General features: G+C 76.1%; 20 protein-coding genes and 1 pseudogene. 9 read left to right on the top strand and 12 right to left on the bottom strand.

The window, feature by feature from the left end; translation table 11 throughout:
• Positions 1-127 precede the first annotated feature (127 nt).
• On the bottom strand, positions 128-1,594 hold the full coding sequence (locus ACYVO2_RS13955; protein WP_461008072.1) for a sulfatase-like hydrolase/transferase: 1,467 nt from the start codon (positions 1,592-1,594) through the stop codon (positions 128-130).
• Between the two features lie 191 nt (positions 1,595-1,785).
• Between ACYVO2_RS13955 and ACYVO2_RS13950 the strand changes: the two are divergent.
• Positions 1,786-2,481, top strand: a pseudogene (locus tag ACYVO2_RS13950) (LysR family transcriptional regulator); the annotation flags it as partial.
• A gap of 43 nt (positions 2,482-2,524) precedes the next feature.
• On the opposite strand, the gene ACYVO2_RS13945 reads toward ACYVO2_RS13950, so the two are convergent.
• Entirely contained in the window at positions 2,525-3,307 is a 783-nt protein-coding gene (locus tag ACYVO2_RS13945; protein WP_461008071.1) for a Crp/Fnr family transcriptional regulator, read from the bottom strand.
• Between the two features lie 151 nt (positions 3,308-3,458).
• Here ACYVO2_RS13945 and ACYVO2_RS13940 point away from each other — a divergent pair, with 151 nt between their 5' ends.
• The 3 genes from ACYVO2_RS13940 to ACYVO2_RS13930 all read left to right on the top strand — a co-directional run bounded on the left by ACYVO2_RS13940 (position 3,459) and on the right by ACYVO2_RS13930 (position 5,494).
• A complete protein-coding gene (locus ACYVO2_RS13940) occupies positions 3,459-3,731 on the top strand; it encodes a YciI family protein (protein WP_461008070.1) in 273 nt (90 codons plus the stop codon).
• A 204-nt stretch (positions 3,732-3,935) separates the two neighbouring features.
• Positions 3,936-4,622, top strand: coding sequence for an antibiotic biosynthesis monooxygenase (locus ACYVO2_RS13935; protein WP_461008142.1), 687 nt, complete (start codon positions 3,936-3,938; stop codon positions 4,620-4,622).
• Positions 4,623-4,726: 104 nt separating this feature from the next.
• Entirely contained in the window at positions 4,727-5,494 is a 768-nt protein-coding gene (locus tag ACYVO2_RS13930; RefSeq protein ID WP_461008069.1) for an arylamine N-acetyltransferase family protein, read from the top strand.
• Positions 5,495-5,522: 28 nt separating this feature from the next.
• On the opposite strand, the gene ACYVO2_RS13925 is transcribed toward ACYVO2_RS13930, so the two are convergent.
• The 9 genes from ACYVO2_RS13925 to ACYVO2_RS13885 all read right to left on the bottom strand — a co-directional run bounded on the left by ACYVO2_RS13925 (position 5,523) and on the right by ACYVO2_RS13885 (position 13,209).
• Positions 5,523-6,554, bottom strand: coding sequence for a lantibiotic dehydratase C-terminal domain-containing protein (locus ACYVO2_RS13925; protein ID WP_461008068.1), 1,032 nt, complete (start codon positions 6,552-6,554; stop codon positions 5,523-5,525).
• 166 nt (positions 6,555-6,720) lie between these two features.
• Positions 6,721-7,410: an alpha/beta fold hydrolase gene (locus ACYVO2_RS13920; protein WP_461008067.1), complete on the bottom strand. Its 690-nt coding sequence runs from the start codon at positions 7,408-7,410 to the stop codon at positions 6,721-6,723.
• Positions 7,411-7,511: 101 nt separating this feature from the next.
• Complete coding sequence (locus ACYVO2_RS13915) at positions 7,512-7,736, bottom strand: hypothetical protein (RefSeq protein ID WP_461008066.1); 225 nt, start codon at positions 7,734-7,736, stop codon at positions 7,512-7,514.
• A 276-nt stretch (positions 7,737-8,012) separates the two neighbouring features.
• Complete coding sequence (locus ACYVO2_RS13910) at positions 8,013-9,248, bottom strand: sensor histidine kinase (protein ID WP_461008065.1); 1,236 nt, start codon at positions 9,246-9,248, stop codon at positions 8,013-8,015.
• The gene (locus ACYVO2_RS13905; RefSeq protein ID WP_461008064.1) at positions 9,245-10,969 is read right to left on the bottom strand and encodes a sodium/solute symporter; all 1,725 of its coding nucleotides are present in this window, start codon (positions 10,967-10,969) and stop codon (positions 9,245-9,247) included. Before ACYVO2_RS13905 ends, ACYVO2_RS13910 begins: the two co-directional genes overlap by 4 nt.
• A 16-nt stretch (positions 10,970-10,985) precedes the next feature.
• On the bottom strand, positions 10,986-11,375 hold the full coding sequence (locus ACYVO2_RS13900) for a hypothetical protein (protein WP_461008063.1): 390 nt from the start codon (positions 11,373-11,375) through the stop codon (positions 10,986-10,988).
• Positions 11,376-11,414: 39 nt separating this feature from the next.
• A complete protein-coding gene (locus ACYVO2_RS13895; RefSeq protein WP_461008062.1) occupies positions 11,415-11,723 on the bottom strand; it encodes a hypothetical protein in 309 nt (102 codons plus the stop codon).
• A gap of 117 nt (positions 11,724-11,840) precedes the next feature.
• On the bottom strand, positions 11,841-12,629 hold the full coding sequence (locus ACYVO2_RS13890) for a LytR/AlgR family response regulator transcription factor (protein ID WP_461008061.1): 789 nt from the start codon (positions 12,627-12,629) through the stop codon (positions 11,841-11,843).
• Positions 12,630-12,972: 343 nt separating this feature from the next.
• Positions 12,973-13,209, bottom strand: a complete 237-nt coding sequence (locus tag ACYVO2_RS13885) for a zf-HC2 domain-containing protein (protein WP_461008060.1) — start codon at positions 13,207-13,209, stop codon at positions 12,973-12,975.
• 421 nt (positions 13,210-13,630) lie between these two features.
• Between ACYVO2_RS13885 and ACYVO2_RS13880 the strand changes: the two genes are divergently transcribed.
• Together ACYVO2_RS13880 and ACYVO2_RS13875 are read left to right on the top strand one after the other, a co-directional pair.
• Positions 13,631-14,929, top strand: a complete 1,299-nt coding sequence (locus ACYVO2_RS13880) for a Bcr/CflA family multidrug efflux MFS transporter (protein ID WP_461008059.1) — start codon at positions 13,631-13,633, stop codon at positions 14,927-14,929.
• A 30-nt stretch (positions 14,930-14,959) separates the two neighbouring features.
• Complete coding sequence (locus tag ACYVO2_RS13875; RefSeq protein WP_461008058.1) at positions 14,960-15,358, top strand: Imm7 family immunity protein; 399 nt, start codon at positions 14,960-14,962, stop codon at positions 15,356-15,358.
• Positions 15,359-15,383: 25 nt separating this feature from the next.
• Here the strand turns inward: ACYVO2_RS13875 and ACYVO2_RS13870 are convergent, their stop codons facing one another.
• Positions 15,384-16,244, bottom strand: coding sequence for a PhzF family phenazine biosynthesis isomerase (locus ACYVO2_RS13870; protein WP_461008057.1), 861 nt, complete (start codon positions 16,242-16,244; stop codon positions 15,384-15,386).
• 120 nt (positions 16,245-16,364) lie between these two features.
• Between ACYVO2_RS13870 and ACYVO2_RS13865 the strand changes: the two genes are divergently transcribed.
• From ACYVO2_RS13865 to ACYVO2_RS13855, 3 genes are all read left to right on the top strand, one after another.
• Positions 16,365-17,285: a LysR family transcriptional regulator gene (locus ACYVO2_RS13865; protein WP_461008056.1), complete on the top strand. Its 921-nt coding sequence runs from the start codon at positions 16,365-16,367 to the stop codon at positions 17,283-17,285.
• A gap of 82 nt (positions 17,286-17,367) precedes the next feature.
• Positions 17,368-17,943 carry a TerD family protein gene (locus tag ACYVO2_RS13860; protein WP_461008055.1) on the top strand — a complete coding sequence of 192 codons (576 nt, stop codon included), beginning with the start codon at positions 17,368-17,370 and terminating at the stop codon, positions 17,941-17,943.
• A 37-nt stretch (positions 17,944-17,980) separates the two neighbouring features.
• Positions 17,981-18,217: a hypothetical protein gene (locus tag ACYVO2_RS13855; RefSeq protein ID WP_461008054.1), complete on the top strand. Its 237-nt coding sequence runs from the start codon at positions 17,981-17,983 to the stop codon at positions 18,215-18,217.
• The last annotated feature ends 235 nt before the right edge of the window (positions 18,218-18,452 follow it).

The raw sequence follows: 18,452 nt of genomic DNA, 5'->3' as shown, positions 1-18,452 counted from the left end.
TCCAGACCTCCACTCGGTCCGTGGTCCTGACGGCGAAGACCGTAGGCAGAACTGCTCGCGAACAGCTCAAGCACGCAGACCGCGGCGTCCGCGTCACCCCCCGCGAGCCCGAGCGGGCCCCATCTTCTCAAACGTGGATCACACGGGGATTTCCAGAGAGTGAGGAGGTGCGACGTCGGGCCCGGGAAGACGGAGCGAAACGCCCCCCTAAATCCCCACTGTTCCCCAGAAAACGGACCCCGCCCTTTTGGGGAAACCCTACAAAGACGACGAGCCGATTGTGATGCATGCGGTCGGCGCCCGCGGCGGGCACGGGGCGGGGCGGCACACGGGTCGGGACCGCCCGGAAGACGGCGGGAGTACGGCTGCGAGGCCCGGACCGGCACCCGCCGCGCACCCGTCCCCCTCCGCCCCCGGCCACGGCGGCGCCCCCGCCCCGCACCACCCCGCCCCCGCCGCCCTGCCCGGCGCACCCGAGTCCCCACCGCTCCGGGAACGCCGGGGCGCCCGAGGCGGCGAGGGCGTCGTGGAGGTAGCGCAGGGCGTAGTCGTTGTCCCGCAGCATGGTGTCCACCGAGCCCGCCGCGGGCCACTCGTCCACCCGGTCCAGGCCCCAGAACTGGGACTCGGTGAAGTACGAGCTCTCCGCGCGGATCAGCGCGGTGTCCAGCAGCGGGTGGTCGCCGGCGTGCAGCCGCAGCCACGCCTGGAGCCGCGGGTGGGTGACGATCTGACGGTTCAGCCTGGCCGGCCGCCTGGGCACCTCGGGCGCCACGGTCGGGGCGATGTCGGTGCTCTCGGCGTAGGGCACGGTGCGGCCCGCCGCCACGCCCGGCCCGGCGAACACCAGCGGGACGCGGCGGCTGTCCTCCTGCTGCACCGGGTGCCAGCCGGTCCTGGCCTGGCCGTCGGAGAGCAGCACCACCAGGGTGTCGTGGAGTTCGCCGAGCCGCTCCAGGCCGTTGAGGAACTCGCCGAGGAGGCGGTCGGCCTCGCGGACCACCGCGGGGTACGGCGAGCCGGGGCCGTAGATGTCGCGGGCCCACGGCTCGCCGTCGGCGGCGTCGGCGACCCGCTGGCTGACGGCGTTGGCGTCCTGGAGCACCAGGCGCGTGAAGGACAGGTCGTCGTGGTCGCGCACCAGGCGCAGCGCCAGGCGCACGTTGTCCTCATCGGTGGCCCCGCGGTCCAGGCGGGTGTGGGTGAAGCCGGGGTTCAGCGACCGGTAGGCGGTGCTGTTGGCGATGTGGGCGGTGAAGCCGGGGAAGCGGTGCCGGAGGTGGGGCTGCTCCGTCCACGGGCGCAGGAACAGCGAGCCGGCGAGGGTGGTGGGGTTGGGCGGCGAGGTGGTGCTCAGCTCCCAGAAGCCGCTGACGGTCGGGTGCCACGGCGCGACGATCAGCGCCTCCCGCACCCGGGTGCCGACGCGCGCGAGCCGCCGCACCCGGGTGAGGCCGAGCCGCTCGGGCGCCCGGTGGCGCAGGGCGTCGATGTGGAACAGCACGACGCGGCGGGGGCGGGGCGGGCCTCCGGCGAGGGCCGCGCCGGGCCGGGAGGCGAACGCGGCCGCGGCGCCCGCGCCGGCCGGCTTCACGGCGGCGCGGCGGGTCGCGCGGGGCGGGGAGGGCTGGTTCCCATGGGTGGCTCCCTTCGAACGGGAAGGTGGGACGGGGGGGCCGTCCGACGGGCCCCAGGCCGCCCCGCGGCCCCGGCCCCCGGCCGATCCATCCGGTGAACCGGCGCCACTGAGAGGCGGCCGGTATCAGTGCCCGTACCGTGCGGCCCATGGAGCTGCGACACCTGCGCGCCGCCGTGGCGGTCGCCGACCACCTCCACTTCGGCCGGGCCGCGGCCCGGCCGGGCATGGCCCAGCCGCCGCTCAGCCAGGCCGTCAGGGCGCTGGAGGAGGAGCCGGGCGTGGCGCTGTTCGAGCGGCACACCCGCAATGTGCGGCTGACCGCGGCCGGGGAGGCGTTCGTCGCCGAGGCCCGCGCCGCGCTGGCCGCCGTGGAGCGGGCGGGGGTGCGCGCCCGGGCGGCGGGCCACGGCGAGACCGGTTCGCTGGCGGTGGGCCTCGTCGGCTCGGCCGTGCTGTCCGTGCTGCCGCCGGTGCTGCGCGCCTTCCGGGCCCGCTACCCGGCGGTCGAGGTGGAGTTGGTGGAGCTGCCGACGGCGCGTCAGGAGGAGCGGCTGTGCGACGGCACCCTGGACGTGGGGCTGCTGCGGGCGCTGGCGGGGGAGCCGTTCGTGCTCTTCCCGCGGGAGGCGGGGCCCGGCCTCCACGACCGGATCACCGCGCTGTGCCGGGACGCCGGGTTCGCGCCCCGGCCGGGGCAGCGGGCGGTGCAGATGCAGACCATCGTGGGCATGGTGGCCGCCGGGTGCGGGGTCGCGGTGGTGCCGGGCTCGGTGGCGGCGCCGGCCCGGCCGGAGGTGGTGTTCCGGCCGCTGAGCCCGGCCACGAAGGTGGTGGACCTGGCCCTGGCCCGGCCCCGCGGGCGCCGCTCGGCGGTCGCGGACAACTTCACCCGCCTGGCGACGGCGGCGCGGACCGGGCGCGCGCCGGGCGGCGCGGCGTCGTGGCCGGGGCGGCGGGCGGGGGCCGCCGCGCGGTGTCCGGCCCGGGGAGGGCCTCGGCGCGCAGGGCCAGCGGCTCGGGGGCGAGGATCCGCACGCCGCCGCGGTGGACCCGCAGCAGGCCCTCGCCCTGGAGGCGGGCGAGGGCGCGGTTGACCGTGACCCGGGTGACGCCGAGCGCCTCGGCGATCTCCTCCTGGGTGCCGGGGACGCGCGGGCACCCGGTGGCCGCGGCCCGCTCCAGCAGCCAGGCGGCGAGGCGGACCTCGGTGGGCAGGGTGACGGCCTCGGCCAACCGCCGCTGCTGCCGTCTGGCCTGGGCGGCGAGCATCGCCAGGACGTGGGCGCGCACCGACGCGGTGTCCTCGACGAGCTGGAGGAACCGCTCCCGCCGCAGGCCGCGCACCGCGCACGGGGTGCGGGCGGTCAGCGTCACGGTGTGGCCGCCGCCGTCCAGCAGCGCCACCTTGTCCAGCGCGCAGGGGCCGTCCCACTGCCCGAAGCCGACGCGCTGCCCGCCCGGGGTGGTCCCGGTGGCCGCGACCCGGCCCTCGAGCAGCACCAGCAGGTGCCCGGCCGGCTGCCCCGCGGTGCGCAGGACGTCGCCGGGCGCGTAGCGGCGCGGCACGGACTGCTCCCACAGCCGGCGCAGCCGGTCGGGCGGCAGCGAGGCCAGCAGGGGCACGTCCGCCAGCCGGCGCCACCCGTCGTCCACCGCGGTCGCGTCCATGTCCGCCTCCCGTCCGCCGTCCGCGCGGGGCACCGCCTCGGGCCCCCTGGCCCCGTCTGTGTATCACCCGATACGGAAGGAGCGCGCGCGACGGCGTAGGTTCCGTGGGGTCCGGCGGCGGTCGCCGGGCGGCACTCGAAGGGATCCGAGCATGCTGGTGGTCGAACTGTCCTTCTCCGAGCCGAGCGACGAGCGCCTCGCCGCGCGCCCGGCGCACCGGGAGTTCGTCGCGCGCCTGCACAAGGAGGGCAAGGTGGTGATCGCGGGTCCGTGGGCGGACGACACCGGGGCCCTGCTGGTGCTCGACTGCGACCGCGAGGAGGTGGACCGGATACTCGCCGAGGACGCGTACTACCGCACGCCGGGGGTCGAGGTGACGGCGATCCGCGCGTGGACGCCGGTGTTCGGGCCCGGGCGGGACTGAACCGGGCGGGGGCGCGCCGCGGTGGTTGACCTCGATCGCGCTTGAGGTTTCAGGATGGTTCCGGGTCCGGGGGCCGCGCAGGCCGCAGGGCCCGCAGGCCCGGCCGGACACGACCGACCCGACCGGACCGGACCGGACCCGACCGGACCCGACCGAGGAGCCACCGTGAGCGCATCCGCCCTGCCCGGCGCCACCCTGCCCGACATGACCCGGCCGGGGGTCGGCGCACCCTTCTTCAGCCGGTGGAGCCTGGGCACGCCGCAGCGCCAGCGGGCCGCCGTGGAGGCCGTGGCCGCCGCCTGGGAGGGGCGGCCCTGGCCCACCCCCGGCCTGCTCGGCTACCACGTCTACACGGGCACCGACGGCGACACCCTGATGCACCACTCCCAGTGGGTGGACGACGACGCCTACGAGGCGTTCGCCGCGGCCCAGCGCCCCGAGCGGGTCGCCGAGATCGACGAGGCGGTGCCGGGCCTGCGCCGCCTGGCGCTGCACCGCACCCGCAGGCACCGCGCCTTCGTGCCCGCCGCCGCGGACGATTCCGCGGCGGCGGGCGCGGTCGGCTGCGTGGTGCTGGTCGTGGCCGAGCTGAAGGGGCCGGACCCGCGGCGGCAGCGGGAGTGGGCGAACGCGGTGTGCGAGGCCCTGGAGACCGACCCGTCGCCGCCGCCCGGCCTGCTCTCCGCGCACTTCCACCTGTCCACGGACGGCACCGAGATCGTGAACTACGCCGAGTGGACGAGCGAGCGGGCCCACGCCGACGCCCTCGCGGCGACCGGCTTCGGCATCGGCTCCCCCACCCGCCAGTGGCGCCGCGTCCGCGACTTCCCCGGCGTCCGGCGCACCACCATGGGCCGCTACCACCTGGCGTGGAGCGGCACCCGCCCCTGAACGGGAGCGCGGGCGGCCGGAATGGCACGCGCCCGCCCGCGGTTGACCCGAGACGACGGGACGGACGCGGCGGCCGCCCCCCGGCGAAGCGGTGGAGGAGCGACGTGGACGACGCGGCACAGGACGCCTATCTGGCCCGGATCGGCGCGCGCCGCCCGGCGCGGGCCGACGCCGCGGCGCTGCGCGAGCTCCAGTCGCGCCACCTGCGCGCCGTGCCGTTCGAGAACCTGTCCATCCACCTGGGCGAGGACATCTCCCTGGCGGAGCGGGCCCTGCTGGACAAGGTGGTGCGCCGGCGCCGCGGCGGCTTCTGCTACGAGCTCAACGGGCTGTTCGCCGCGCTGCTCACCGGCCTGGGCCACCGGGTGGAGCGGGTCTCCGCCCGGGTGCACGGCCCGGACGGGTTCGGCGCGCCCTTCGAGCACCTCGCGCTGGTGGTGACGCCGCCCGGCGACGCCTCGGGCCCGTGGCTGGTGGACGTGGGCTTCGGCGACCACAGCCACCACCCGCTGCGGCTCGCCCCGGGCGTGGACCAGCCCGACCCGGCGGGGGTGTTCCGCGTCGAGGAGACCGCGGAGGGCGACCTGGACGTGCTGCGCGACGGCCGCCCGACGTACCGCGTGGAGCGGCGCCCCCGCGCGCTCGCCGACTTCCTGCCGACCTGCTGGTGGCAGCGCACCTCGCCCGACTCCCACTTCACCGCCAAGCCCGTGTGCTCCCGGCTCACCGGGGACGGCCGGGTCACCATCAGCGGCCGGACCCTGATCCGCACCGTCGCGGGCGAGCGGCACGAGGAGCCGCTGCCCGGCGACGCCGAGCTGCTGGCCGCGTACCGGACGCACTTCGGGGTGGTGCTCGACCGGGTGCCGTGACGGCCCGGCGGGGTACCGCCCGCCGGGGTCAGGCCCACGCCTCCAGCGCGGACGAATCGCGCATGGAGCGCTCCAGCAGGCCCGCCAGGTACGGCTCGTCGCGCATGGACACCTGAAGGCGGTTGTTGGTCAGGCGCAGGTACCAGCCCAGGAACGGCTCCACGGCGGTGGCCGGGTCCACCGGCTCGGGCCCCGGGTGCCACGGCGGGACGGCCAGCTTCCCGGCGCGGGCCAGCTCCGTGGTGCGCTCCCGCAGTTCGGCGCAGTGCTCGGCCCAGCGCCGCAGCGGCTCGGACAGGCCGCCCCGGCCGTGGAGCGCCCGGCGGACCCCGGCCACGCCGCGGGCCACCTCGGCGCCCGCGGCGTCCTGGCCGTGCTCGCGGCCGACCGGGGGCGCCGCGTCGGCCAGGGCGAACAGGCGCAGCCAGGACTCGTGGTAGCGGGCGAGGAAGTCCGCGATCAGCCGCTCCTCGTGCAGGAAGGCGGTCAGCATCACCGTCATGAGCTGCCCGGCCACCCCCAGCAGGGTGCTGCGCCGCGGGGAGGGCTCGCGGGCCAGCGCCACGGCCAGTTCACTGGAGTGCCGGAAGTGCCACTCGGCGAGCGCGGTCCCGGCCGGGCCGCCGTACCGCCCGCGGTCCGGCACATACGGCTCGAAGCTGTAGGTGTTCGTGGGGCGCAGGCGCATGCTCCCGTCCGGGCCGAGCAGCCGCTCGCGGTCCTGGGGGGCGTACTCCAGCAGGAAGACGGTGGTGTAGAAGTCCACCAGCTCCGGCTTCACCTCGTACAGCGCGGGCCTGCCCTCGAGGAACGCGCCGACCGCCGTCTCGGCGCGCCCGCGGACCGCGGCGGCGTCCTCGCTGGACCGGGACTTCAGCCGCAGCCGCAGGTGCGGGCCCTCCAGCCAGTAGTTGACGAAGAACCAGCTCGTGACCAGGCCCTCCACCAGCAGGCCGTCGACCAGCGGGCCGACGCACCTGGCCAGCAGCGGTCGCGGGTCGGCCGCGTAGAAGATGTGGATGGCCTGCCATTCCCCAGCCCCGAGGCCTCGCGTGGCCATGTCGCTTCACCCGCCTTGACGCCATGCCCCGTTCCGCGCTGTGTCCGAGTGAAACGTGACATGGCTCGCACGAGCCTGACTTGAGCCGCGGCGGGGCAGCCCCGGCACGGCCCGGGCACCGGCCGGGACGGCAGCCCGCCGGGGACGGCCGCGGGCGGCGGCCGGGTCAGGGCCCGCAGGTCAGGAAGGGCAGCACCGCGTCCAGGAACTCCGCTGGCCGGGCCGCGTGCACCTCGTGGCCCGCCTCGATCGTCACCATCCGGCAGTCCGGGATCAGCCGGCTCATCTCCGCGATCCCCTCCTGCGGCACATGGCTGCCCGGCCCACCGGCGACCAGCAGGGTGGGCGCGGTGATCCGGGGCAGCCCGGCCAGCCACGCCGGGTCCGGTTCGTCGATCTCCTTCACCAGGGCGGTGACGGCCGCCCAGTCGAAGGGCAGCGGCCCCTCGGGGCGGACCGGGGTGCGCGGCTCGCGGGGCCGCGGCGCGGGCACGTCCTCCAGCACCAGGCGCTCCACCCGGCCGGGGTGCGCCTGAGCGAACAGGTGGGCCGTGGCGCCGCCCATCGAGTGCCCGACCAGGGTGACCCGCGCCAGGCCCAGGGCGTCGAGGAAGCCGTGCAGGTCGTCGCGGAGCAGCGGCAGCGAGTAGGCGCCCGGCCACTCGCTCGCGCCGTGGCCGCGCGGGTCCAGGGCCAGGACGCGGTGGCGGGCGGCGAGGGCGGGGGCCACCCCGTCCCAGTCCGAGCTGTCGAGGCCGAGGCCGGGGAGGAGCACCAGGGGCGGGGCGGCGGGGTCGCCGGACTCGCGGTAGGCCAGCGTGATCCCGCCCGTGCGCGTCGTGAGGAGGTCTCCCATGCGGGGACGGTAACCCGCTCGGCGGTGACGGGTCAGCCCCGTTGCGCGCAGGGCGGAAGGGGTTCGGCGGGGGGACGGGGGCGCGGGGGCGCGTGGGGCGTTCAGACGTACTGGCGGTAGCGGGCGCACAGCCGCCCGACGGCACGGGAGGCGCGGCGGTGCACTTCCTCGACCGGCATGTCCAGCGCGGCGGCGGCCTGGGCGGGGGTGCGGCGCAGCACATGGAGCTGCCTGACCACGTCCCGGTCGAGCGCGTCCAGCTCGGCGAGCGCCCGGAGCACCTCGCCGCGTGCCGCCGTCACCGCCCGTTCGCTGATCGCCCTCACCGAAATCCCCCGATTCCGTGCCTGTGTGCCAGGAACTGCCAGGAATTGCCAGGAGTTGCCAGGGTGTGGTGCGCGGGGCGCCCGGCTCGTGCGGACGTCACCCACAGCCCACAGTGCCCTGTTCCTACCGGGGGTAACCATACGAGCGCGCATCCTGGCCGAAGAAGGGCACACCGGGGGCGCATCGGTGAGCGGCCGGGGTCGTGCGACGGGCGGTCGTTCCGGGCGGACCAGCGGTCGGGGCACCGGGGGCGCACGTCCCGAGCGCCCCCGGCGTCACGGCGGGGTGCGCCCGTCCCGGGGGCGGGTGCCGGGCGGGTCGGGGTGCACGCCCGCCCGGTACTTGGGGAAGCGGGCGGTGATCTTCATTCCGGCGCCGACGTTGGTCTCGATGACCAGCCCGTACTCGTCCCCGTACACCTGGCGCAGCCGCTCGTCCACGTTCCACAGGCCGATGCCGGAGGACGGGCCGCCCTCGCCGCGCAGGATGGCGCGCAGCCGCTCGGGGTCCATGCCCACGCCGTCGTCCTCGATGACCACCACCGCCTCGGCGCCCGCGTCCTGCGCCAGGATGGTGATGCGGCTGCGGGTGACCGCGCCCTCAAGGCCGTGCTTGACCGCGTTCTCCACCAGCGGCTGGAGGCACAGGTAGGGCAGGGCGACCGGCAGCACCTCCGGGGCGATCTGGAGGCTGAGCGACAGGCGGTCGCCGAACCTGGCCCGCACCAGGTTCAGGTACTGCTCGATGGAGTGCAGCTCGTCCACCAGCGTGGTGAACTCCCCGTGCCTGCGGAAGGAGTAGCGGGTGAAGTCGGCGAACTCCAGCAGCAGGTCGCGGGCCCGCTCCGGGTCGGTGCGGGTGAACGAGGCGATGGCGGCCAGCGAGTTGTAGATGAAGTGCGGGGAGATCTGGGCGCGCAGGGCCCGGATCTCGGCCTCGATCAGCCGGGTGCGGGAGCGGTCGAGCTCGGCCAGCTCCAACTGCACCGACACCCAGCGGGCCACCTCCCCCGCCGCCCGCACCAGCACCGCCGACTCCCGGGAGCCGAACGCGGCGAGCGTGCCCAGCACCCCGTTGTCGCCGGTCAGCGGGGCGAGCACGGCCCAGCGGACGCCGCAGCCCTCCACGTCGCAGGACACCGGGAACGCCTGGGTGCGGCCGGTGTCCAGCACCTGCCGGGCCTGCTCGAGCAGCCCGTCGCGGTGGTGCTCGCCCACGCCGTCCCAGGTGAGCACGGCCGTGCGGTCGGTCAGGCTGAGCGCGGGCGTGCCCAGCAGGGAGCGCAGGCGGCGGGCGGCCTTGCGGGCGGTGTCCTCGGTCAGCCCGGCCCGCAGCGGGGGCGCGGCCAGGGACGCGGTGTGCAGGGTCTGGAAGGTGGCGCGCTCCACGGGCGTGCCCAGGTCGCGCCCGCCCGCGCCCCGGCGGCGGGCGGCGACCGAGCCGAGCGCCGCGCCCGCGGCGAGCAGGGCCACGGCCGCGGCGAGCAGACCGAAAAGCGCCGGTCCCGTCACCGTCCCACCCCCTCGGCGGGGCGCTCCGGCAGGTGGAGGCGGGCCATGGTGGCGCCGGTGCCGGGCGGGATCCGGCTCGCCGTGGCCAGGGACACCCCGACCATGGTGAGGAACCCGAGCGGCACCGACCACACCGCGGGCCACGCCAGCAGCGCGCCGGGCCAGCCCCGGTCGGCGAGCCCGGCCATGGTCGCGGCGACCGCGGTCAGCGCCGCCCCGCCGCCGACGAGCACCCCGGCCACCGCGCCCGCCGCCGTCAGCCGCCGCCACCAGATGCCGAGCACCAGCAGCGGGCAGAACGAGGACGCGGACACCGCGAACGCGAGCCCCACCGCGTCCGCCACCGGCAGGTCGCTGACCGCCAGGTTCGCCGCCGTGGGCACCGCCATGGCCAGCAGCGTCGCCAGCCGGAAGTGCTTCACGCCCAGCGAGGGCAGCAGGTCCTGGGTGAGCACCCCGGCCACCGACAGGGCGAGCCCGGACGCGGTGGAGAGGAACGCCGCGAACGCGCCGCCGACCAGCAGCGCCTCCAGCAGGTTCCCGCCGAGGCCGCCGATCAGCCGCCCCGGCAGCACCAGCACGGCCACGTCCGTGCGCCCCGTCATGATCAGCTCCGGGGCGTAGAGCCGCCCCAGCGCGCCGTACACCGGTGGCAGCAGGTAGAAGGCGCCGACCATGGCCAGCACCACCAGGGTGGTGCGCCGCGCCGCGTGCCCGTTGGGACTGGTGTAGAAGCGCACCACCACGTGCGGCAGGCCCATGGTGCCCAGGAACGTGGCGATGATCAGCCCGTAGGTGGCGTACAGCGGGTGCTCGTCGCGGCTGCCCGCCAGCGGCCGGGACCAGCTCGACGCGCCGGACCGGTAGGCGTCCCCCGCGGGCTCGGGCACGGCCGCGTCCTCGGGGAAGCGCAGCACGGTGCCGCGTTCGAAGACGTGCTCGCCCGGCGGCAGCACCACCCGCTCGCCGTCGCGGGCCACGTCCCCGACGGTGCCGGTGACGGTGACGGGCAGCGGCTCGCCGATCCGCAGCCGCACGGTGTCCTCGACGCGCACGGTGGTCCGCTCCCGGAAGGTGGCGGGCTCGTCGAAGGTGCGCCCCGGCGCCCCGTCCCCGTACCAGGCGAGCACCAGGAACACCGCGGGGACCAGCAGCGCCGTCAGCTTCAGCGCGTACTGGAACGCCTGCACGAAGGTGATGCTGCGCATGCCGCCCGCCGCCACGGCCGCGGTCACCACCACCGCCACCAGCACCCCGCCGGTCCAGCGCGGCGCCCCGGTGAGCACCTTCAGGGTGAGCCCCGCGCCCTGGAGCTGCGGCAGCAGGTACAGCCAGCCGACGCCGACGACGAAGCAGCTCGCGACCCGGCGCGCCGCCTTGGACTCCAGGCGGTCCTCGGCGAAGTCCGGCAGGGTGTAGGCGCCCGACCGGCGCAGCGGCGCGGCCACGAACAGCAGCAGCACCACATAGCCCGCGGCGTAGCCGACCGGGTACCACAGCATCTGCGGGCCCTGGGCCAGCACCAGGCCCGCCACCCCGAGGAAGGACGCGGCCGACAGGTACTCGCCGCTGATCGCCGCCGCGTTCAGCCGGGGCGGCACGCTGCGGGACGCCACGTAGAAGTCGGACGTGGTGCGGGAGATCCGCAGGCCGAAGCCGCCCACGACCACGGTGGCGAGCACGACGGCCACCACCGCGGTCACCGAGTACGCCTGGTTCACCGCCCAGCTCCGCCGGTCACGGGCCCTCGGTCAGATCCGCGAAGTCCCGCTCGTTGCGCTCGGCGCGGCGCACGTACCAGTGGCCCACCGCGAGCAGCGCGGGGTAGGCGGCCACCCCCAGCACCAGCCACACCAGGGCGGGCCGGGACGGCCACCGGCCCGGGTCGGCGGGCAGCGCGGCGAACAGCAGCGGCAGCGCCCCGAACACCGCCGCGAGTACCACGAAGGCGGTCAGGCCCGCCCGCAACTGGCTGCGCATGAGCCCGCGGACGTACGCCGTGCCCACCGCCGTCTGCTCGTCGATCTCCGAGCGCGCCCGCACCGGGCCGGCCGGCCGGTGGCGCCGCCGGGGCTCACCGGTGACGACCACGCGCCGGGGCGCGGGGCGAGCGGGGCGATCGGGCACCTTCCCTCCCGTGCGGGCGGCGGAGCAGGGGCCGTCACGCTAACCGGGCCCGCCCCCGCCCGCCAAGTCCCGATGGGCGATCTCCAGCTCCGTGTAGGACTCCTCCGCCCTGCGGAACGCGATCTCGGTGGCCGCGGCCGCCCTGGGCCCGGCCAGGTGCCGCGCCGAGCGGTGCACCTCGTACAGCAGGTCCGCCCACCGCGCGGCGGCGGCCTTGAGGCGGTTGAGCAGCTCCGCGAGCTCCTCCGGGTCCCGCGGCGGCGCGGCGGGCAGGCCCCGCATCCGCGCGAGCAGGGCGTCGAGCGCGGCGCCCGCCTCGTGCTCCGTCTCGTGCTCGGTGTCGGGCATGCGCACCAGCGTAGGAGCGGGCGGCGCACGCTCCGTGCCCGCGCGGCCACCGGATCGCCGTACGGTGCGCAGCGGGCGTCGTACGGTCGCCCGCGCCCGCGACGAACGGCTCAGCGGTCAGCGGTCCCTGGCCTGCCGCACCAGCAGGTCCCGCAGCTCCCTGGCGTGGCGGCGGCTGACCGCGAGCACCGCGCCGCCCACGCGCACGCTGGTGGTGCCCGCGTCCAGGCGCAGCTCGTCCACCCGGCGCAGCGCCACCAGGTGGCGGCGGTGGATGCGCACGAACCCCTTGGCGCGCCACCGCTCCTCCAGCGCGGACAGCGGAATGCGCACCAGGTGGCTGGCGCCGTCCACCGTGTGCAGCCGCGCGTAGTCGCCCTGCGCCTCGGCGTAGGTGATCTCCTCGGGCTGCACGAAGCGGGTGACGCCGGCGAGCTCGACCGGGATGTGGTCGGGCGCGGCGTCGGCGGGCTCCTCCCGCTCCTGGCCCTGCGGGGGCGGGGCGGGCCTGCGGGCCGCGGCCAGCTCGGCGACGCGGCGCACCGCCTCGGCCAGCCGCTCCCTGCGGACGGGCTTGAGCACGTAGTCGACGGCCTTCAGGTCGAAGGCGCGGACCGCGAAGTCCTCGTGCGCGGTGACGAACACGATCAGCGGCGGGTCGGCGAAGCCGCCGAGCAGGCGGGCCAGGTCCAAGCCGTTGAGCCCGGCCATGTGGATGTCGAGGAAGACGACGTCCACGGCGTCCTCGCCGCCGGGCCCGCCGTCCAGCGCGCGGCTGATCCGCCGCAGCGCCTCGGTGGCGTCCAGGGCCCCGTCGGCCCGGCCGACCCGCGGGTCGGCGCGCAGCAGGTACAGCAGCTCCTCGAGCGCGGGTTCCTCGTCGTCCACCGCAAGAACACGCAGCATGCGGCGAGTCTAGGCGGCCCGGCGGGCGGGGGCGAAGGCCGCGGGGGCCGGAGGGGCACGCGCGGGCGGCCGCCCCGTCCGACGAGGGGGGACACGACGGACGGAACGGCCGCGCTTGCCCCGAGCCGGGAGGCCTCGGGTCGCCGCGGGGGTGGGGGGAACCCGCGGCTGCCCAGGAGTACGGACGCGGGGGGCGGGGTGTTCAGGGCGCGCGGGAGAAACCTCGGGGCGGGCGGCCGGGCGGGGCGTCGGCGGTCCGGGCCACGGTCGATCGGGGCCGCCGTCGGTGCGGGCGGCGGTCGGTGCGGGCGGCGGTCAGTCCGGCCGTCAGTCCGGGCGGCGGTCAGTCCGGGCCGTCGTCGTCCGGGCCGGCGTCCAGCAGGTCCGAGTCGCCGACCACCGCGAGCAGCGTCGGTGCCTCGGCGATCTCCAGGTAGTCCGCCCCGCAGGCGTAGCACCGCTGGAGGTGGGCGGCCACACGCCGGTTCTCCTCGGGGGTCAGCGCGCCGAGCACGTATGATCCGAGCAGCATGCCCACGTGGGAGCACTCGGACGCCGGCTGTGGCCTGGGCTCGGTCATGGGAACCCCCGTTCTCCTGTACCGATGGCCTTCATTCTGCGCACCGGCGGAACGCCCCGGCAAGCCGTGTGAGCCCGGACCGGCCGCCCTTCGGGGGGCGCGCCCGGTGCCCGTGCGCCCCGGCGCGGCCTTACCGGCGTCCAACGCGCGGTGAACGGCGCCTGAAGCCCTCGCCGAGCGCCCCCCTGGCACCTTTACCGCGACCGGCGGCGGGCGCTAGTAAGGAGCGGGGCACGCGTATGGCAACGAGGCCGGGTGGCGCCCCTTACCCACGTGCCGGCCCGGCGGGTCCGCCCGTCCCCGCCCGCCCCGCGCCCCGGGCGCCCCGCGGCGGCGGGTCCCGCCCGCGCCCCGTCCCCGAACCCGCCGCCCGCCACCGCCCCGCCACGTCCCAGCCCGCACCCCAGGAGGACGCCGTCCGATGCCGGATCCCCGACCGCCCGCCGCCCACCCCGCCCCCGAACCCGCGACCCCGGCGGCTCCCCCCGCCGCGCCCGCGGTGCGCACCGCGCACCGCCCCGGCCTGGTCATGGTGCTGATCCTCGGCACGCTCACCGCGCTCACCCCGCTGTCGCTGGACATGTACCTGCCCGCCCTGCCGGAGATCGGCGACTCCCTGCACAGCAGCGCCGCCCGGGTGCAGCTCACCCTCACCGCCTGCCTGGTCGGCATGGCGGTGGGCCAGCTCGTGGTGGGGCCGCTGAGCGACGCGCTGGGCCGCCGCCGCCCGCTGCTGGTCGGGATGGTGGTGTACGTGCTGGCCACGGCCGCCTGCGCGCTGGCGCCCGACGTGCCCACGCTGATCGCCTTCCGGCTGGTGCAGGGGCTCGCCGGGGCGGCCGGCATAGTGATCGCCAGGGCCGTGGTGCGGGACCTGTGCTCGGGTCTCGCCGTGGCGCGCTTCCTGTCCAACCTGATGCTGATATCCGGGGTGGCGCCGATCCTGGCGCCGGTGCTCGGCGGCCAGATGCTGCGGTTCACCGCCTGGCGCGGCATCTTCCTGGTGCTGGCCGGGCTCGGCGCGGCGCTCACCGTGGTGGTGGCGCTGTGGCTGGAGGAGACGCTGCCGAAGGAGCGGCGGCACAGCGGCGGGTTCGGGCACACGCTGCGCACCATCCGCGGCCTCGCCGGGCACGCCCGGTTCGCCGGGTACGTGCTCACCGGCTCGTTCGCGTTCGCGGCGCTGTTCGCCTACGTCTCCGGGTCCTCGTTCGTGGTGCAGGACGTGTACGGGGCGTCCCCGCAGACGTTCAGCCTGCTGTTCGGCCTGAACTCGGTGGGCCTGGTGACGATGGGGCAGATCCACGGCAAGGTGCTGGTCGGGCGGGTGCCGATGGACCGGGTGCTGGCCGCGGGCCTGGCCGTGGTGGCGGTGGCGGCGCTGACGCTGCTGGCGCTGGTCGGCGGGGTGTTCGGGGAGGTGGGCCTGGCGCCGGTGGCGGCGACACTGTTCGTGATGGTGTCCGCGATGGGCGTCGCGCTGCCCAACACCACGGCGCAGGCGCTGGTGCTCACCCCGCACGCGGCGGGCACCGCCTCGGCGCTGCTCGGCACCACGCAGTTCGTCGTCGGCGCCCTCACACCGCCGCTGGTGGGCGTGGCCGGCGAGGACACCGCGATGCCGATGGTGGTGGTGATCGCGGCGTCCGCGGCGGTGTCGATCGTCCTGTTCCTCGTCCTGTGCCGGCCGTGGCGGGCGGCACAGGAGGAGGCGGTGTGACGGGGATCCGAGAAGGGTTGGGCTCGCCGCGTGTTCGAGTACCACGGCTGGGTCACCGTGCGGGAGACCGCGGCCGACGATGACGACGACTCCCGGCTCGCGGAGATCGTCGAGGAGATCCGGCGGCGGATCGAGGACATCGCCAGCCCCTACCTGCTGGACCTGCGGTGGATGAACGGGGAGGTGTTCGTCCACCTCGGCGGCAACAGCAACCACCGCGGCTCGGGCGAGGAGGTGCTGGACCTCTTCGCCGGAATCGGCGCGCTCGCCCCCGGCTCCTACGGGCTGCTGCACATCCGCGACGACGAGGACCCCGGGCACGGCAACGAGGTGCGGGTGCTGCGGCTGGTCCGCGGCCGGGTCACCGAGCACACCGAGCCCCTGCTGTCGCCGTGCGTGCCGGTCCTGGAGGACCCGTTCGACGGCTGAGCGGTGTCCGACGTCGTGCCGTCCGTCAGGTGATGGGGACGGCCCGCCCGGTGACCCGGACCCGCGGGTCGGCGGCGTCCACGGCCACCCGCAGCTCGCTGGGGCGGCCCATGTCCTCGCCCTGGCGCACGGTGAGCGACCCGGACGGCGGCACCAGGCCGAGCTGCCGCAGGTAGGCGCCGAACGCCGCGGCGGCCGCGCCGGTCGCCGGGTCCTCGGCCACCCCGCCGACGGGGAAGGGGTCCCGGGCGTGGAACAGGTCGTCGGCCTCCCGCCACACCAGGTGCACGGTGGTCCACCGCTGCCGCCGCATCAGCTCGGCGAGGCCGTCGAAGTCGTAGTCGAGCCGGGCCAGGCGCTCCCGGGTGGCGGCGGCCAGCACCAGGTGGTCGTTGCCGGCGAACGCCACGTGCGCGGGCAGCGACGGGTCGAGGTCGGCGCGGTCCCAGCGCAGGGCGCGCAGGGCGGCGTCGAGCTCGGCCTCCCCGGCGGGGCGGGAGCGGGCCGGGACGCTGGTCAGCGTGGCGGTGACCGCGCCCGCGGCGTCCCGCTCGGTGAGCACCCGCACCTCGCCCGCGTTGGTGTCCAGCACCAGCTCGCCCGGGCCGTCCCGCTCGGCGAGGGCCACCGCGGCGGCCACCGTGGCGTGCCCGCAGAAGTCCACCTCGGCCAGGGGGCTGAAGTAGCGCACCCGGTGGCGGGCGCCCGCGGGTGCGAGGAACGCGGTCTCGGAGTACCCGACCTCGGCGGCGACGGCCTGCATCACGTCGTCGCCGAGCCCGGCGGCGTCGAGCACCACCCCGGCGGGGTTGCCCCCGGAGGGATCGGCGGTGAAGGCGGCGTAGCGCTGGACGGGGACGGACGCGGTGGAGATCGGTGCGGTCATGGCCCAAGCATCGCCCCGGCGCGGCCATCGCGTCCAACGATGAATTGCCATACGCTCCATCGGGATCCCCGATATCTCTCCCCCTATACCCCCGCTCCACCCCACTCCCCCGGAAGGCCGATGGACACCCGTCTGCTGCACACCTTCGCCGCGCTGGCCAGGACCGGCAGCTTCACCGCCACCGCCACGGAGCTGCACCTGGCCCAGTCCACCGTCACCACGCACATCCGGACCCTGGAGCGCGACCTGGGCACCCGCCTCTTCGACCGCCTGCCCACCGGCGCCGCGCCCACCGAGGAGGGACGGCGACTGCTGGAGCGCGCCGAGGAGGTGCTCACTGCGGTGGCCGCGCTGCGCGAGGCGGCGGCCCCCGGCGGCGCCGTCGCCGGCCGGGTGGTGCTGGCCGCGGGCGAGTCGCTGTGCTCGGCCCGGCTGCCCGCGGTCGTCGCCGCGCTGCGCCGCGAGGAGCCCGAGGTGGACGTGTCCCTGCACCCCGCCTCCACCGCCGCGGCCGTGGACGCGCTGCGCGCGGGCCGGGCGGACCTGGCGCTGCTGCTGGAGCCGGAGGCGGACCTGCCGGACATCGCGGTGACCGAGATCGCGCACGAGCCCCTGGTGTTCGTGGCCGCGCCCGGCCACCCCCTGGCCGCGCCCGGCGCCGTCGCCGACTGGGCGGACCTGGCCCGGGAGAGCTTCTTCCTGCACGAGCAGGGCTGCTCCTACAGCGACCGGCTCGCCGGGACGCTGCTCGCGCTGCCCGCGGGCCCGCCCCGGCTGACCAGGTTCGGCAGCATCGAGGCGGCCCGCTCCTGCGTGGCGGCCGGGCTCGGGCTCACCCTGCTGCCGCGGGCCACCGTCGAGGAGCAGTTGCGCACCGGGCGGCTCGCGGTGGTGGCGGGACCGCCGGTGCCGGACGTCCCGGTGCTGCTGGCGAGGCACCGCAGGCGCTGGGTCTCCCGGGCGGCGCGGGCCGTCGCGGAGGAGTTGTTGCGCGGTTTCCCTCACTCGGCCGAGATTCCGGGAACCTGGTGGGTGGGATGATCGTTGGCAGAGCGGGCAAAGAAAAAGTCAAGTGACCGCAGCTTCGGTGCGCGCCCGGCACCGGGAATGAGCAGGCTAAATCATGGGTGTCAGCCTCACCAAGGGCGGCAATGTCTCGCTGACCAAGGAAGCTCCCGGCCTCACCGACGTGACCGTGGGCCTCGGCTGGGACGTGCGCACGACGACCGGCGCGGACTTCGACCTCGACGCGTCGGCGCTGCTGCTCAAGGAGGACGGCAAGGTCGTCTCCCCGCAGCACTTCGTGTTCTTCAACAACCTCAAGAGCCCGGACGGCTCGGTCGAGCACACCGGTGACAACCTCACCGGCGAGGGCGAGGGCGACGACGAGCAGATCAAGGTCAACCTGGCCGGCGTGCCGGCCGAGGTCTCCAAGATCGTCTTCCCGGTCTCCATCTACGAGGCGGAGACCCGCGGCCAGAGCTTCGGCCAGGTCCGCAACGCGTTCATCCGCGTGGTGAACCAGGCCGGCGGCACGGAGCTCGCCCGGTACGACCTCACCGAGGACGCCTCCACCGAGACGGCGATGATCTTCGGCGAGCTGTACCGCAACGGCGCGGAGTGGAAGTTCCGCGCCGTGGGCCAGGGCTACGCCTCCGGGCTCGCGGGGATCGCCCAGGACTTCGGCGTCAACGGCTGACCCGGAGCCACCCAAGGCAAGCAAGGGAGTTCAGGACATGGCAGGCTTCTTGGACCGCGCGAAGGAATCCGCCCAGCGCGCGATGAGCGAGAGCAAGCACAAGGTCGACGAGTTCCAGGAGAAGCGGGCCGGCCAGGAACTCGTCCGCAAGCTCGGCGAGGCGTACTACGCCGCGCAGCGTGGCCAAGGCTCGCAGCAGGCCGTGGACGAGGCCAAGCGCGTCCTGGACGACTACGTCCGCGTGCACGGCGACTCGTTCCTGCACCAGCGCTGACGACCCCGGCCCGGCAGCGGGCCACGAAAGGCGGGCCGTCCCTCCGGCAGCGGAGGGGCGGCCCGCCCGCGTGTCCGCCGGGTGCGCGCGCCGTCCCCGGCCCGGCGTCGCCGCTGTCGCCCTGCATCAAGGGTTCTGCGCTCACTGCTAAAGACTCTTCCCCGCCTCCTGCGCAGACTTTGAGGCATGGACGCGGGCGCCGACCGGGCAACCAACGGCGCGCAGACCTGTTACG

This window comes from Streptomyces capparidis, from assembly GCF_054782095.1.
The sequence above is the reverse complement of the archived record's forward strand: the minus strand, read 5'-3'. Positions and strand labels throughout refer to the sequence as shown.